Below are 16000 nucleotides of genomic sequence, written 5' to 3' on the forward strand. Positions count from 1 at the left end.
ATCGCTCCGTCACCGGAACCGCCCGTCTCAGCGGCAAATCGGCCCTCGTAGCTATCCGCGAACTCGTCGACGGCAGGTTCGTGGTCGCCTGATCAGAGCCCAATTGCTGACCCCGTGAGCAATTACCCCTGAACGGCGGGGGACGCCACTAGCGGTCATTCGTCTGAAGATGATTGACGCAATCAGCCAATGTCCGGTTCCGGGCTAGTGACCCTCGCTCGGGAAAGGTCGACATGGATGGGGCGCGGTCGTTCCCGTTGTGTAGAAAGCATCAATGATTTGTTGCTGACCCTGTCCAGGAGAATGCCTCAAGTGAGAATGCGAGAAACCTAGCAAGTTCGAAGCAGGGTAGAGCTGGATATTTTCATGAAGATTTTGAAGTTCACAGGCGAACAGATCGCATTTTCACAGTTCATTGTCAGGCCGGCCACACGAGCGGTACATTCTCTACGGCTGCGACAATGCCTGAATAATAAACAGGGTTGATATCCTCTCTAGTTCCGAAACGGGGAATACGCTTGAACCACTCTTCAAGGGTGATGATTACTTCCATGCGTGCGAGGTGCAGGCCCGCGCAGCGATGTGGTCCTCCGCCAAACGTGCTGTGAGACAAGCCACGCCGGGCCAGGTTTATCCGCCAAGGATCGGGGTTCAGCGTCTCGTCGAGGCCATGCAGCGCGGTCGGCAGCAGAATCATGTCACCACGCTTGAGATGAAGCCCTCTGTATTCCTGGTCCCTGGCGACCATCCGGGCTTCGGATACCACGGGAAATCGCCGGAACATCTCTTCTGCGCTGCGCATTAGGGCGAGGCTGTCCTTCTGGAGCTCCTCGACCAGGTCGGCGTTCCTTGCGAGGTGGATCATCATGAAGCTGAGGAAGTTGACGACGGTGTCCAGACCGCCCAGCAGCAGCAGTGAAATCAGGCCGAGGGCCTTTTCGTGCGAGATCGGCTTGCCGTCTATCTCGGCATTGACCATCACGCTGATGAGATCCTCGCGGTCGGTGCCGCGCCGGGCGTTGATGACCGGTTCGACATAGGCGAAGAAACCGTCGTTGCCCGCTTCCAGATCACGCGCCATTTCCTCGGGCGTGTTGCCTTCCGGCCGGGTCATCATGCGGGCGTAGCGGCTGAGGATCGGCACGTCCTCCATCGGCAGGTCGGCCAGCGCCATGAACACCTTCACCGGGAAGACATTGGCATATTCGGCGGAAAAGTCGCATTCGCCGCGCGGGGCGAGACTCTCTATGAGGTCGGCGGCGATGGTGCGGACCTTGTCCTCGACCTTTCGAATCTGGTTGAGGCTAAGCCCCTTGTCGAGCGCCTTGCGATAGGGGGTGTGCTCGGGGGGGTCCATGCGGGTGGGGACCATCTGGTATTTCTCGCCCGCTTCCTTCGGCAGGAAGATCACCTCACTCGAGAAGCGTGAAGGATCATTGTAGACCTCGCGCACGGTCTCGCCGTTGGTCGCGATCCAGTGGCCACCGGTGAAGGGTGTCCAGACAAGGTCCGGAACGCCGGACTGCTGGATCCGCTTCCATGCTTCATGATAGCCCGCCTCGATCCCGTCGAGCGCATACATGTCGATTTCGCGCACGTGCGCTTCGGGGACGTGGTCCGGCCGCGGAGCGCGGCTGCGGAGATCGGGCTGCAAGGGCTGGTCGGGCATCGTGGCCATGGCTTCTCTCCTGCTGCCGGACTATGGCTGTCCGATTTCATGCGTGTAGACTACACGCATGAAAATTCGCTCGCAACGATTTTATTCAACATCTGTGTTGATAGTTTGCGGCAGAGGGAGAAGGGTCGAAGGATGAAGATGCGTGAACTGGAAGAGCGCACGGGTGTAGACCGCGAGGTCATCCGTATCCTGATCCGTGAGGGCCTGTTGCCCGAGCCGGAGCGACCCGCGCGCAATGCGGCGGAGTACGACGAAAAGCACGTGAAAGGGATCGCTGCGATCCGCCAGTTGCAGAAGAGTGCGCGGCTGACGATCCCACAGATCAAGGCGCTGCTGGCCGGGAAGGGTGGCGAGGGATTGGAGCGCGCTTCGCCTTACGATCACCTCGAACAGCTGCTGGCCCACCGTTTCGGGCTGGAAGACGTGCCGACTGTCGCTCTGGCTACGCTACAGGAACGCTATCCGAGTGCGGAGAGTGACAGTCAGGCCTTTTCCGGGATGGGCATGCTGGATCTGCTCGAAGGGCAGACGGGCCCTCAGCTCAGCCTGACCGACGCAAGGCTGGTCGAAATCTGGGGCCTGATCCGGGAAGCAGGGTTCGTTGACGAGAACGGCTTTCCGCCACGCAATATCGCCTTCTACCGTAAGGCGGCCGAAACCGTAGCGGCGCAGGAGGCGGCGATCTTCTTCGGTGCCAGCAAGGCGCGGATCGAAGAAACGGAAGCGGCCGCGATGCTGCACAGGGCGCTGCCGCTCATGCTCGACTTCTTCGGCATCTTGAGACTGAAGGCGTTCATGCGACACGTGAATGCACAGGTCAGCGGGCAGGATGCCTAGGGCTGCAATCCCCACCCATACCGACACCGGCGGGCCGGGTAGGGCGATCGCGCTTACCCGTTACTGCCCGCCACCAGCCGCATGCTCTCCTCGACCAGCGGCCGCTTGGCGACGACCGTGAGACCGAAGCCTTCGAGCGCGGTCAGCTTGCCGCTGCTCGATGTCAGCAGGATCATTTCGCCTACGCCCTGATCCAGCAGGATTTGCGCACCGATGCCGTAGTCGCGGTAGCCATGGGTGTCGGCATAGACCTTGCGGTTGCCCTTGATGCGCTCGGATAGGGAACTCGGGCTGGGGTCGCTGACGAAGACGGCGACAGCGGGGCCGTCATAGTGGGCCAGTTCGCGCAGGGCAGCCGGAACATAATCGCGGTGCGCGGCGCGCCAGCCCAGAATATCGGCGGTAAGATCAAGCTGGTGGACCCGCACGAGCGTGGGCGTATTCTTGCGTGGGGTGCCGCGCACCAGTGCGACATGTTCGCCGCCATCGATGACGTTGCGATAGATGACGATACGGAAATCGCCGTGCCAGCTGTCGAAGGGGGCCTCTACTACGCGTTCGACCAGCGATTCCGAGCGGCGGCGATAGGCGATGAGGTCGGCGATGGTGCCGATGTTGAGCTGGTGTTCCCTGGCGAAGGCAATCAATTCGGGCAGCCGGGCCATCGTCCCGTCATCGTTCATCACCTCGCAGATGACCCCGGAAGGATTGAGCCCGGCCAGACGCGAAATGTCCACCGCCGCTTCGGTATGCCCTGCCCGCACGAGGACGCCGCCGTCGCGCGCCGTCAACGGGAAGACGTGGCCGGGTGAGACGACGTCGTGCGCGGTCTTTGAAGGATCCACCGCCACTGCGATCGTGTGAGCGCGATCCTGCGCTGAAATTCCGGTCGTCACGCCTTCGCGCGCCTCGATCGACACGGTAAAGGCGGTCCCATGACCGCTCTCGTTGCGCGGGGCCATCGGGGTGAGTTCCAGAGCCCTTGCCCGCTCGGGGCTTATCGCCAGGCAGATCAGGCCGCGCGCATGCTTGGCCATGAAGTTGATTACTTTCGAGGTCGCGAACTGGGCAGGGATGATCACGTCGCCCTCATTCTCGCGATCGGGCGCATCGACCAGGATATAGGGTAGACCGTCGCGTGCATCCTCGATGATGCGTTCGATCGGGGCAATGCCGTCGATGGTGTTCATGGCGTGATCCTTGTAGGTTCGCCCAGCAACCGGGCGATATGGCTCGGCAGCGTCTGGAGCCGAATGCCATTGGTGAAGTCCCGAACGTAGCCGAGGGTATTGGTTGCGGTGGCAAGACGGTCGTTCGAATAGCTGTAGCAGGCGCCCGCCATGCCTTTCGCAGCATGCAGCGGGACAGCCGGAATCTGGTCGACGATATGGCGGCGGCCGCGGGCAACGAATATTCCGCGCTGAAGCATGATGGCGGCTTCCAGTTCATCGTCGCGGAAATGCTTTCGCGCTTCTGCCATGAAGCCGCGCATCAGCGGCATGCCGGCCAGTTCCTCGGGGCCCACCACTTCAAACCCGCGGATCAGCCAGCTGTGGATCGGTATCCCGTTGCGCTGGATTTCCATCCTGCAGGGGTCGGGCCGGCCGTCCTCGACCAGGATAGCGTACTCGGTAAGGGGCTCGGCATCTCGTGTGGCCCGTATCGCCCAAGTGGCAAGGTCGCCGAGATGAGTACAGTTTGCATCCCGCGCCAGTCGCCCGATTATTACCGCCGGCGATGCATCCAGAGGAAGACCGGTCAATGCGTGCAGTCCGGCGATGGCACCCATGCACGCCGTCGTCGGATGGCGGTCGAAGGAGGCTTCCACGCCGAGGACCTGCATGGTGTCATGCCGCAGGAGCAACCACATCGCGTGGTGGGTGTCGTCGAGAGTGGCCAGCAGCGCGCCTCTCCGACGGTAAAACCGCAGTAGGCGGCGATAGCACCCGAGCCCGTAGGCTGGGTTTATGGGGAGATGCTCCAGGCTCACGTTATCCTCTCGAAGCCCCATCATTAAGCACTAACGAGAAAATGTCAACGTCAACGTTGATGATGTATGGATAGTTGTGTTTTTTGCAGGAGCGTTGCATTGTGCGGGCATGACCGAACAGAGCAACATCTCGCGCCGCCGCCGTACCAAGCAGGCCAAGGGCGGGGCCGACTATGAAGCTAAACGCGCCGAACTGCTTAAAATCGCGGCGCAACTGTTCAAGGAGCAGGGGTTTCAGGCGACCCGTCTGCTCGATATCGCACAGGCAGCCGGTCTGGATCGCGCAACGGTCTATTACTATGTGGGTAGCAAGGAAGAACTGTTCCACGAAACCGTAGAGGGTGTCCTCGACGCCAATATTGCCGCTGCGCACGCTCTTATCGCCGACACCGAACTCAAGGCGATCGAACGCCTTCGGCAGATTTTTGTGACGCTGATGGTGAGTTACGAGGATAACTACCCTGCCACCTTCGTGTACATCCAGGAGCAGATGCACCAGGTCGGAACGGAGGAGACCGTCTGGGCGCAGGAAATCATGAAGAAGACCCGGCAGTTCGACCAGATTCTGCTGGGGTTCATTCGTGAAGCGGTCGCGCAGGGAGATCTGCGCGAGGACATTCCGGCCCGCCTTGCGGAAAATGCCCTCTTCGGAATGCTAAACTGGACTCATCGATGGTTTGTGCCCGGCAAGGGCATGAGCGGCAAGGAAGTGGCCGAGGCGTTCTGGTCTATCTTCACGAGTGGCATGGCTCACGCTTCGGTCCCGGCCTGACACCGAAGCGCGTGCAGCCCGGCTAAAGGGTTGGCTGTTTGAGCCGGTCGCGCAGCGCGCGCTTGTCGATCTTAGTCGCGGACATGGGCCATTCGCTCGCTTCCATGAAATGGATCGCACGAGGGACCTTGTAGCTGGCAATCCGGCCGCGGCAGTGGCCGATCAGATCATCCTCGCTGGCAGACATGCCGGCTTCCAGTTCGACAAAGGCAACCGGAACCTCATCCAGTCTGAGGTCGGGCCGTCCCACGATCTCGACTGTTTTCACGGCGGGATGGGTGCATAAAAACGCCTCGATCTCGATGGCGGCGACGTTTTCTCCGCCAACCTTGAGCATTTCCTTCTGGCGCCCGCCGAATATCAGGCTTCCCCCCGGCACGCGGGTATAGAGGTCACCGGTGTGAAGCCAGCCATCGGGCGTCAGCGCCTCGGCCGTCTTTTCAGGAGCGGCCCAATATCCGTCCATGACATTGTAGCCGCGCACCAGAATTTCGCCCAGCGTGCCATCGGGAACGTCTTCGCCCGTCTCGGGATCGACGATGCGCACTTCCACGCCGGGGCAAGCCTTGCCGTTGGTCGTCGAGCGCGAGGCAAAGCTCTCGTCGACATCGCACAGTGCAAAGATGCCTGCGGTTTCGGTCATGCCGCAGCCCTGGATCACCTCGGTTTGTGGCAGTGCCCTCTGGACGGCATCCACCAGGGTCGGGGGAGCGATGATGAAAAGGAACTGCAGATCGCCAAGCCTGGCCGGATCGAAGTCGGGATGGCTCATCAGCCCCTGCATTATGGCGGGAAACCATGGCCAGGCCAGTGTCACGCGATGGGTCGCCATGAGGTCCAGTGCTCGGCCGGCGTCGAAATAGCTGTCCGTGAGGAATGTGCCTGCCACACCCACCGTGCCCACGAACGGCGCCAGCGTGCCGATATGGAATAGCGGTCCTGCGCCCCAAACGATGTCGGTTTCCGGTGCTTTCAGGCGGTAGCGAGACCGCTCGACGGGCCCGCGGGTGATCGCTTCGTGCGACAGCACGCAGCCCTTGGGATTGGCCGTCGTTCCCGAGGTGTAAATGATCAGCGCGGCATCGCGAACCCTGACGCGTCGGCGCAGGACCTCCACAGTCGCGTCATCGATCGCCGCCGTCTCGACTTCGAAGCATTCCGGTGTCCGAAATTCGCCGTCCCTTGCGCCGCGCATGAGAACCAGCTCGCGCAGGACCGGTGTCGGATCGCCAGCGAGCGCCTCGCGCAGTATCGTTGGAAAATCCACAGGATCGCTATCGTCTCGGCTGGTCAATAGCGCGCAGATTTCCGCATTCCGGATGATGTAGCCCAGCTCTGCCGCCTTGTGCCGGGCGTTCAGCGGAACTGCGACCGCGCCCACCAGCGATATCCCGAAGAGGCTGGCGGCATACTGCGTCGAATTCGGGATCAGGATGCCCACATGATCGCCATGTCCCACGCCGATCGCCACCAGCATCCGGGCGACCTTGCGAGCTTCGCCGAGCAGATCGGAATACGAGATGGCTTGCGCAGGCAGGACCAGTGCGAGCCTTTCCGGATGCATGCCGGCTGCCCGTATCAGCAGGTCTCCCAGGGTGGAGACCTCGGTGACGATCGAACCCGTCATTGCACTTCCGCTCCTCGTATCCGTACCTGTCGGCACTTGTCTGGAAGACATATGAAAAAAATTCCGACCAGCGTCAACACGTGAGTTGACAACTTCGCCATAAAGCGTTTGGATCAGGGGGTCGACAAGATCAACCGAACGTCGCGGTACGACCGCGACCCCGTTTTGGGGACGGAGAGGCTATGAAATTCCATCTTATGCAGACTGGCGTCGTTGGGCGCCGCAAGGAAATCGAACAGGGTATGGCCGGACAGCGGCCAGAGCTGTACCAGCGCTTCCTCGAAGAGGTGAAGGGCTACGTTCAACTCGCTGACGAACTTGGCTATTACGGCTACTGCCAGCCGGAACACCACCTCCAGATCGAAGGTTTCGAGGCGAACAACCATCCTGGGATGTTCAGCCTGTTCGTCGGACAGCACAGCAAGCGGCTGAAAGCGGGCATCATGGGGTATACCATGACGACGCATAACCCTGTGCGCGTGGCCGAAGAGATCGCCACGCTCGATCACATGCTGCAGGGGCGTCTCTACTGCGGCTTCACCCGCGGCTACCATGCGCGCTGGGTTGACGCCTATGGCATCAAGGAAGGTGTCAGTGCGACGACCCCCGACAACGTCAAGGCGCGCGACGAGCAGGATGCGCGCAACCGCTCCCTGTTCGAAGAGGGCGTACGCGTGGTCAAGAAGGCGTGGACCAACGACGTGTTCAGCCACAAGGGCGACAACTGGCAATTCCCGCCCGAAGGCGGTTCCACCGGTCACCCGGCTTATGCGAAGTACGGCAAGGGTCAGGATGCCGACGGCATCGTGCGGGAAATTGGTATCGCTCCGCGCTGCTATCAGGATCCGCATCCGCCGATCTATGGCGGATTCGCGGCATCGGGCCGAACAATCGACTTCTGGGCGGAAGAGGGCGGCAAGCTGATCGTGCTTTCGGACAATCTCGATTTCTGCGAAAGCCTGAACAACCGCTACATCGCCACCGCCGCCAAGAACGGCCGCGAGGTGACGTCCACCGACGCTTCCGCCTGGGGCGGCTTCCTGATGCTGACGGACGACAAGGATCGCGCCCGCCAGCTCATGGAAGAGCACATGTGGTTCTGGGACGAATGGTTCATTCCGATGGGCCAGCGTCCGCCTAACGTGCTGATCGGCTCGGCCGACGAGATCGCTGATCGCATCGGCGAGGCACACGACCGCCTCAAGTTCGACGAGTTGTTCCTGATGTTCGGGCAAGGCCACCTGGAGCCTGAAGCCAACCAAGAGGAACTCGAGAAATTCATGGCCAAGGTCGCACCGCGCTTCTCGACCAAAGACGAGAACGGCGTCTTCGTCTGAGCCGCGCGGCGTAGAACCCAAAAAATCCAAGGAGAGAAGCATCATGGCAATGCAGTGCGGGATCTTCATGACCCCCTACAACCCGCCGAGCCGGACCGCGCGTCAGGTCTTTGACTGGGCGCTCGACATCGCCCGCATCGCCGACGAGGCAGGCTACGTCGATTTCATGATCGGCGAGCACTATACGCTGGGGTGGGAAAACATTCCTGTTCCCGAGGCGATCATCGCGGCCTGCGCGCAGACCACCAAGCAGATCCGCTTCGCGCCGATGGCACACCTGCTGCCTTATCACGATCCAGCGACGCTGGCCGTGCGCATTGGCTGGCTGAGCCAGGTGATGGAAGGCCGCTACTTCCTTGGTGTAGCGCCGGGTGGCCACCATACCGACGCGATCCTGCACGGTTTCGAGAACATCTTCGAACTGCCCCCGCGCCAGTTGGAGGCGTTGCACCTGATGGAGCGCGTGTGGGAGGGCAAGCCGTTTCTGGAGAAAGGCCAATACTATCAGGCAGGCTTCCCTGGCCCCGAGACGATGCCGGAATACGATGTCATCATCGCTGACAACCGCCCCTACGGCGGCCGCGACAAGCTAGAAATCGCGGTAACAGGGCTGTCGCAGAAGTCCTCGTCGATGAAGTTTGCAGGCGAACGCGACTATTCCCCGATTTCCTTCTTCGGCGGTACTCCGCAGATGAAGGCGCATTGGGATACCTGGGCGGCGGCGATGGAATCGCAGGGCCGCAAGGCCGATCGCAGCCGCTACCGTGTCTGCCGTGACGTGTTCATCGCGGATACCGATGCGGAGGCCAAGCGCCTGTTCCTCAAGAGCGGACTGGCACAGACCTGGGCGAAGTATCTCAAGGAGATCTACATCAAGTTCGGGCTGTTCGACGGCATCATCGCCGACTCCGGCAAGAATGTCACACCTGAGACGATCGACGAGGACTTCCTCGCCGAACATGTCGTGCTGTGCGGCTCGCCCGAAACTGCGATCGAGAAGCTGGAAGCGCTGGCCGACAAGGTCGGCGGTTGGGGGCAGATCGTCTACAACCAGCACGACAGCATCGACGATCCAAAGCCCTGGGAAGAATCGATCCGCCGCCTCGCGACCGAGGTTTGCCCCAAGGTCCGCAATCCGATCTGAGAACAGGGCGAGGGGCAGGGCGCAATCAGCGCCCGCCCCTTGCTGCCGTGCGGGAGAGAAAACATGGTGACAGGCCGCGCAACTGTGCTCGTCGAGCCGAACCGGCTGGAAACCTGGGACGTACCAGTAGTCGACCCCGAGCCGGGCGGCGCGCTGGTGCGCATCGTGCTGGGCGGGGTGTGCGGCAGCGATGTCCACATCACCACCGGCGAGGCGGGCGTCATGCCGTTTCCGATCGTGCTGGGCCACGAAGGCATCGGCCGGATCGAAAAGTTGGGCGGGATCGAGACCGATTACGCCGGCGTTCCGGTCAGGCCGGGTGATCTTGTCTACTGGTCGCCGATATCGGCCTGCCACCGTTGCTACTCGTGCAACGTGCTCGACGAGACGCCGTGTGAGAACTCGCGCTTTTTCGAGCATGCCGAAAAGCCTAACTGGGGCAGCTACGCCGACTTTGCGTGGCTTCCGAGCGGTCTGGCCTTCTTCCGTCTACCCGATGGCGCTGACCCGCTGGCGGTGGCGGCACTAGGCTGTGCGCTGCCGACTGTGTTGCGCGGGTTCGATCGCTGCGGTCCGGTGCGCATGGGAGAGTCCGTGGTGGTGCAGGGCGCAGGGCCGGTCGGGCTCTCGGCAGCGCTCGTAGCAGCACAGGCCGGAGCCGGGCAGGTCATCGTGATCGATGGCGTCGACGCCCGGTTGGAGCACGCGCGAGCACTGGGCGCCACGGCGACGATCTCGCTGAAGGAGAGCCCCGAAGAGCGGCGGCGCAGGGTCTACGACCTGACCGGTCCGGCAGGGCCTTCACTGGTGGTCGAGGCTGCCGGTTTCCTTCCGGCTTTCCCCGAGGGGGTCGACCTGGCGGGTGTACATGCGCGTTACGTCATCCTCGGTCTGTGGGGCGCAATCGGCACGCAGCCGATATCCCCGCGCGACCTGACGACCAAGAATTTGACGATCGCGGGCGCCACGTTCCCCAAGCCGAAACACTATTACGAGGCGATGCATCTTGCGGCCCGGCTTCAGGAAAGGGTCCCGCTGGCGAACCTGGTCAGCCATCGCTTCGCGATCGAGGATGCCGCCGCCGCTCTGGAGGCGGTCCACAGGGGCGAGGTGGTCAAGGCCGTCATCGACCCGGAGTGCGCGGCAAAGCACAACTGAACTTGAACATGCGACGGGAGAAAATTCGTGGGTAATCGACTGGATGGAAAGGTCTGCATCGTCACCGGCTCCGGGAGCGGAATGGGCCGCGCCTGCGCTATCGAAATGGCAGCGCAGGGTGGCCGGGTCTTGGTCACCGACCTCAACGAGGCGGCCATGCGCGAAACGGCCGATGCGATTGCTGCCGCCGGCGGCGAGGCGGATGTGTTCCGCTGCGACTTGCGCAGTGGAGAGGAAATTAAGGCCCTGATGGATTTTACCGCCGAACGTTTCGGCGGCATCGATGTGCTGCACAATAATGCCGCCGTTCACGAAACGGACCTGACCGAGAAGACGTCGATTGAGGAACTGTCCGAAGATATCTGGGACATCGTCTACGAGATCAATCTGAAGGCGCTTTGGCTCACGACGAAATACGCTGCGCCCTATCTCAAGAAGTCGACTCTGGGACCGGCGATCGTGAACGTCGCTTCGACGGGGTCGTTCGTGTCCTATCCGCAGGCGGGAGCCTATTGCGCGACCAAGGGCGGCGTCCTGCTGCTGACCAAGGCGACGGCGGTCGACCTTGCTCCTTATGGCATTCGCTGCAATTGCTACTGCCCCGGTGCGATCGACACTCCCATGCTGCAGAAATACTACGAGGCCGCGCCTGACAAGGATGCGATCATGTCGGTGCTCACCGGCGCCCACCTGATCCCCCGTCTCGGCAAGGTCGAGGAGATCGCCAAGCTGGCCTGCTTCCTCGCCTCGAACGACAGCTCGTTCATCAATGGCGCCTCATACGTAATCGACGGCGGCACCCTCGCCTGGCGCGGAATGCGCGCCGCCGACTGACCCGTCCCGTTCGTCAGGCGACGCCGGTGTGTTCCGGCGTCGCTGCGGCGAGGGCCAGGCATTCCTCTATCGCCTGACGGGTCGCACCCAGCTTTACCGCGTTGCGCAGATGCAGTCGCAAGCCCGGCATGAAGGCATGCGTGGGCATTGCATCGCTGGCGAGGGCAACGAGTTCTTTCACCTTTGCGCGAACCGTCCCGCTCTTCCAGGGGACCGCGCAATAGTCGAAGAACGCCTCGAACTGGTCGGCAGACAGCAATAGCATGCTGCGCAGGAAGCCGGGTAGTTCCGCCTCCATGCCCTCCCAGAATGGATCGTCGCCGACGCGTGCATCCCACAAGGCCTGCTGTTCCGAACTGAAGGTCGTGTTCAGCCCTTCCACGCATTGCGCGCGTGCAACGATCGCCGCCGTGCTGACCATCAGCGAGTGAACGCCCAAACCGGAAACCAGCGACACGATTTCCTGCACTTGTGTGGTGGTCGCACCTTGTCGGAAAGCCGCTTCAATCGCCGCATCGATATCCGCCCGGTTGAGGCATGGTAGCGCCGTTGCCAGTCCGAGGGTGACGAACGCGCGCTCCAGGTCGGACAGACCGGGCCCATCCTGTACGCCTAGTGTTTCCAGCATCTGCCTCAAGGACTCCAAGTCTATCTTGGCCACACGTCATCCTTTCCAAAAGTATCAACTTGCGTGTTGACCATCGTTCTTGGTTATGTCAACTCTGGCGTTGACAGAGGGCCGTGCGAGTCCTGATCGTCAAAGAACGAACGTAAGAGGAGGATATCATGAAGGCAGGCGCGCTCCGCCATTCGGGGCTCAAGTCACTCCTGTTGGCCGGTACGGTCATCGGTGGTGCAGTCTCTCCCGTTGCCGTCTTCGCGCAGGCCGGCGCGCAGCAGGGGCAGACGACGGATACGGCGTCGCAAGCCAGTGCAAACGACATCGTCGTTACCGCTCGACGCACGGCCGAACGCCTGTCTGACGTTCCCGTCTCAGTTGCGGCGATCAGCGGTGAGCAATTGCAGGAGCGCCGCATCCTGAGCGACTCCGACCTTCAGTCGGCGACGCCGGGCCTCACGATCAGGCAGACGAACTCGTCCAACCAGATCAGCTATTCGCTGCGCGGCCAGTCGGTCGATGCGTTCTCATTCGCCGCACCGGCGGTGCTCAACTACGTGAACGAATTCAATGCGCAGTCGACCTCGTCGAGCGCATTCTTCGACCTTCAGTCGATCCAGGTGCTGAAGGGACCGCAGGGCACCCTGTTCGGCCGCAACGCCACCGGTGGCGCAGTTCTGTACGAAACGCAGAAGCCCACTGAGGACTTCGGCGGATACCTGCGGGTGAGCTACGGCAACTACGACAACAAGCTGGTCGAAGGCGCGATCAACGTGCCGGGCGAAACGATCGCTGGACGTGTCGCGATGCAGTACCAGAAGCGTGACGGCTACCAGCGCAATCTGCTGCTGGGCACGCGCAACGGTTCGCTCGACAATTTCTCGGTGCGCCCGACGATACAGATCAAGCTGGGTGACCTCACCAACACCACCGTCTACCAGTACAGTTTCTCCGGCGGGGTGAGTGCCGGGCTGCGCGCGTCCAACTACTACGGCAACAGCAGCAGTTCGGGCGTCGCGGGTGATCCGAACAACAATTCTGTCAACGGTCAGCCAGTTTCCAACAACCTGAACTACGGTCTGCCTTCGGCGACGCTCTATCCCGATGGTATCGCTTCATCGCTGGATGGTGGTGCTGCGTTTGCGCAGTTCGGCTTTTCCGGGCTGCCCAGCTTCATGGAAGCCCAGAAGAACTACGGCTTCTACGATATCTTCAACAATCAGACCGGCAGGCACCGCGCGCGCCAGCACATGGTCACGAATACCACGACCTATCAGCTAGATGGTGGCGTGCAGATCAAGAACGTGTTCGGTTTCAACCGTTCACGCTCGCGCGATCACACTGACGTGGACGGTACACCGTTCGAGCCGCTCAACATCGGCCTTGGCGGTGGCACCGGTCCGAACAATCCGGGTAATCCGAACATCGGCGGGCCTTCGGCCGAGGGCTATACTTACATGCAGCAGCAGCTTTCCGATGAACTGCAGGTCTCGGGAGAGAGCGGCCGCGTGAAGTACATCGCCGGTCTCTATTACTTCAAGGGCAAGGACTTCCAGCGGATGTTCCTGGACTTTGCGCCCGACTACGGGCCGGCCTTGGGAGATAATCTGGGTTACCAGCTGAAGGAATACACCAATCGCACCGAGTCCAAGGGTGCCTATGCACAGGTTACCTATGCCCTGACCGACAGTCTCAACTTTACCGCTGGCGGGCGTTATACCTGGGAAAAGTCGATCTACATACCGACCGATCGGGTTCCGGGTTCCTACGATCCCTTCCAGGATGATTTCAATACCAGCCTGGGCATTACCGGCGGCACGCTCAAAGCCAGCAAGCCGAGCTGGCAGGTCTCGCTGGACTACAAGGTGACGCCCGATCTGATGTTTTATGCGGTCCACCGCGGATCGTGGCGTACCGGCGGCTTTAACGGAACGGCATCGAGCACCGATGCGAACGGCAACCCGATTGCCAACTCGTTCAAGCCTGAAACCACCTACGACTTCGAAGTCGGCGCCAAGTACAACGGCGATCTCGGCGGCATGCGCACCACCTTCAACATCGCGCTCTACGATCAGTACATCAAGAACGTGATCCGGTCGGTCTATCTGGGCACCGCTGCGGTCAGCGGCAACGTCGAGGCGGCGCGCGTCACCGGTTTCGAGGCGGACGCTTCGATCCGTCCGGCCAATTGGCTGCAATTGGGTGCGACACTGGCCTATACCAACGCGCGTTACACCAAGAACACCGCGGTCGTGGGCAGCAATGTCGTGCTGTTCGGTCCTTATGGCGATACGCCGAAGTGGACCGGGTCGGCCTTCGCCAAGGTGGAACAGGATCTGGCCGATGGCAGCACGGTATCGCTGCGCGGCGATCTCTACAGTCAGAACCGGTTCTACTACTCCAACGCCGCTGCCACGATCCTGCCGGGCACCGATATCGCGGGTTACACGCTGATCGATCTGCGCGCCGAATGGAGCAATGTTGCCGGCAGCGGTGTAGGTCTTTCTGCCTACGCCAAGAACCTGACCAACGAGAAGTACAACGTCGGCGGGTTCGCGCTGGGCGCGGTGAACGCGATCAATGCCGTCCTTCCCGGCCTTCCGCGGATGTACGGCATCGAGCTCAACTACAAATTCTGACCACCCCTGCGTGCCGGCGCCTGGAGCCCGGCACGCACCTTTCTCATCATGGAGTTCCTGATGGACGATCTTACCAAGCTTCTGGAAACCAAGGCGATCGAGCGCCTGATGTTCGATTATTCCTATCACCTCGATATGAACCATCCGGTCGAGATGGCCGCGCTCTTCGTCGAGGACTGCGAGGTCAGCTACGCTCCCAACTTCGGTGCCAGCGGCATGGAAGCCTACAAGAAGACGCTTGATGGCATCGGCTCGTTCTTCCGCGGCACCAGCCATCACAACTCCAACATCTCCGTGGATTTCGTCGGCGATGCCGAGGCGGACGTGCGCTCGATCGTCCTGGCGGTCCATCGCTATGTGAAGGAACGCCCGGATGGCATTCTCTACGGTCAGTATTTCGACCGGGTGGTGAAGGTCGATGGGCAGTGGAAGTTCAAGCGCCGCGAACTGCGCACCACGATGACCACTGACTACCACGTCAAGGCATCGAACCCGATCGGCCGGGCGGAGTAACGCCTTGGACGATTACCAGACCATAAGGCTGGAGCACGACCCGTCGGTAAGCTGGGTCGTGCTGAACCGGCCTGAAGCTGCAAACGCCCTGTCGCCGCAACTGCTCGACGAGTTCTCCCATGCTCTGGAGCGTCTAAAGACCGAAGGCGCGCCAGTGGTCGCGATCCGGGCGGAAGGACGGGGCTTCTGCTCCGGCATGGATCTGGGCAATTATGGCGCAGGCGACAATGGTCCGCCGGATATAATGTCGGACCAGGCGCGGCTTCAGCGCAATGTGGAACGCTGGCTGGCCATGTGGGATCACCCCAAGCCGGTCATTGCCGCAGTCCATGGATATTGTCTGGGCGTCGGCGCACAGATGTGTGTTTTTGCCGACATCACGATCGTGGCCGACAGCGCACGGATCGGCGAGCCGACCATCCCGATCGGCGGCGGCTACGTGGCGCCTACTTGGGTGGGGCTCGTCGGCGCGAAGCGGGCAAAGGAGTTCGCATTCGTTCCGGGCAACTGGATCGATGGCCCCACCGCGGTGGAATGGGGCTGGGCTAACCACTGCGTGCCGGAGGCGGACTTGATCTCTTCGGTGCGCAGTCTGGGCGAACGCATCGCGCTGGTGCCGGCCGACGTGCTGCGCATCAAGAAGCTGGCGATCAACCGCGCAGCCGAAGCCGGCGGCTTCCGGCAGGCCCTGTCCGGCATCGCCGAGATGGACTCGCTGCTGCACCTCGCCCCGGCGGTGCTTGAAGTGCGCGCGCGCATGAAGGAACGCGGCCTCAAGGCCGTGATCCAGGAATTCAAGGTCGCGCCATCGAGCCCGCTCGTGGCTGACCCATCATACAAAAAGGAATGACC

14 protein-coding genes are annotated in these 16000 nt (G+C 61.6%); 9 read left to right on the forward strand and 5 right to left on the reverse strand.

Annotated features, from left to right (window positions below):
* Positions 1-418: 418 nt before the first annotated feature.
* Positions 419-1678 carry a cytochrome P450 gene (locus tag V2S85_RS24475; protein ID WP_330705406.1) on the reverse strand — a complete coding sequence of 420 codons (1260 nt, stop codon included), beginning with the start codon at positions 1676-1678 and terminating at the stop codon, positions 419-421.
* A 132-nt stretch (positions 1679-1810) separates the two neighbouring features.
* Between V2S85_RS24475 and V2S85_RS24480 the strand changes: the two genes are divergently transcribed.
* Positions 1811-2515, forward strand: a complete 705-nt coding sequence (locus tag V2S85_RS24480) for a MerR family transcriptional regulator (RefSeq protein ID WP_330705407.1) — start codon at positions 1811-1813, stop codon at positions 2513-2515.
* Between the two features lie 53 nt (positions 2516-2568).
* Here V2S85_RS24480 and ribB read toward each other — a convergent pair whose 3' ends face one another.
* On the reverse strand, positions 2569-3705 hold the full coding sequence (gene ribB / locus V2S85_RS24485; RefSeq protein ID WP_330705408.1) for a 3,4-dihydroxy-2-butanone-4-phosphate synthase: 1137 nt from the start codon (positions 3703-3705) through the stop codon (positions 2569-2571).
* A complete protein-coding gene (locus V2S85_RS24490) occupies positions 3702-4505 on the reverse strand; it encodes a DUF2889 domain-containing protein (protein WP_330705409.1) in 804 nt (267 codons plus the stop codon). Before V2S85_RS24490 ends, ribB begins: the two co-directional genes overlap by 4 nt.
* A gap of 109 nt (positions 4506-4614) precedes the next feature.
* Here V2S85_RS24490 and V2S85_RS24495 point away from each other — a divergent pair, with 109 nt between their 5' ends.
* Complete coding sequence (locus V2S85_RS24495) at positions 4615-5277, forward strand: TetR/AcrR family transcriptional regulator (RefSeq protein WP_330705410.1); 663 nt, start codon at positions 4615-4617, stop codon at positions 5275-5277.
* A 22-nt stretch (positions 5278-5299) separates the two neighbouring features.
* On the opposite strand, the gene V2S85_RS24500 is transcribed toward V2S85_RS24495, so the two are convergent.
* On the reverse strand, positions 5300-6904 hold the full coding sequence (locus tag V2S85_RS24500) for a class I adenylate-forming enzyme family protein (protein ID WP_330705411.1): 1605 nt from the start codon (positions 6902-6904) through the stop codon (positions 5300-5302).
* 182 nt (positions 6905-7086) lie between these two features.
* Between V2S85_RS24500 and V2S85_RS24505 the strand changes: the two genes are divergently transcribed.
* The 4 genes from V2S85_RS24505 (at position 7087) to V2S85_RS24520 (ending at position 11377) form a co-directional block, all read left to right on the forward strand.
* On the forward strand, positions 7087-8241 hold the full coding sequence (locus V2S85_RS24505; RefSeq protein WP_330705412.1) for an LLM class flavin-dependent oxidoreductase: 1155 nt from the start codon (positions 7087-7089) through the stop codon (positions 8239-8241).
* Between the two features lie 43 nt (positions 8242-8284).
* Positions 8285-9385 carry an LLM class flavin-dependent oxidoreductase gene (locus V2S85_RS24510; RefSeq protein WP_330705413.1) on the forward strand — a complete coding sequence of 367 codons (1101 nt, stop codon included), beginning with the start codon at positions 8285-8287 and terminating at the stop codon, positions 9383-9385.
* A 63-nt stretch (positions 9386-9448) separates the two neighbouring features.
* The gene (locus V2S85_RS24515) at positions 9449-10543 is read left to right on the forward strand and encodes a zinc-binding dehydrogenase (protein ID WP_330705414.1); all 1095 of its coding nucleotides are present in this window, start codon (positions 9449-9451) and stop codon (positions 10541-10543) included.
* Positions 10544-10570: 27 nt separating this feature from the next.
* Positions 10571-11377: an SDR family NAD(P)-dependent oxidoreductase gene (locus V2S85_RS24520; protein WP_330705415.1), complete on the forward strand. Its 807-nt coding sequence runs from the start codon at positions 10571-10573 to the stop codon at positions 11375-11377.
* A 13-nt stretch (positions 11378-11390) separates the two neighbouring features.
* On the opposite strand, the gene V2S85_RS24525 is transcribed toward V2S85_RS24520, so the two are convergent.
* The gene (locus V2S85_RS24525; protein ID WP_330705416.1) at positions 11391-12038 is read right to left on the reverse strand and encodes a carboxymuconolactone decarboxylase family protein; all 648 of its coding nucleotides are present in this window, start codon (positions 12036-12038) and stop codon (positions 11391-11393) included.
* 125 nt (positions 12039-12163) lie between these two features.
* Between V2S85_RS24525 and V2S85_RS24530 the strand changes: the two genes are divergently transcribed.
* From V2S85_RS24530 to V2S85_RS24540, 3 genes are read left to right on the forward strand one after another with little or no spacing between them, the layout of a single operon-like run.
* Positions 12164-14635, forward strand: coding sequence for a TonB-dependent receptor (locus V2S85_RS24530; RefSeq protein ID WP_330705417.1), 2472 nt, complete (start codon positions 12164-12166; stop codon positions 14633-14635).
* A gap of 60 nt (positions 14636-14695) precedes the next feature.
* Positions 14696-15148, forward strand: coding sequence for a nuclear transport factor 2 family protein (locus tag V2S85_RS24535; protein ID WP_330705418.1), 453 nt, complete (start codon positions 14696-14698; stop codon positions 15146-15148).
* 4 nt (positions 15149-15152) lie between these two features.
* Positions 15153-15998 carry an enoyl-CoA hydratase-related protein gene (locus V2S85_RS24540; RefSeq protein WP_330705419.1) on the forward strand — a complete coding sequence of 282 codons (846 nt, stop codon included), beginning with the start codon at positions 15153-15155 and terminating at the stop codon, positions 15996-15998.
* The last annotated feature ends 2 nt before the right edge of the window (positions 15999-16000 follow it).

This window comes from Novosphingobium resinovorum (genome assembly GCF_036352595.1).
Taxonomy (GTDB): domain Bacteria; phylum Pseudomonadota; class Alphaproteobacteria; order Sphingomonadales; family Sphingomonadaceae; genus Novosphingobium; species Novosphingobium resinovorum_B.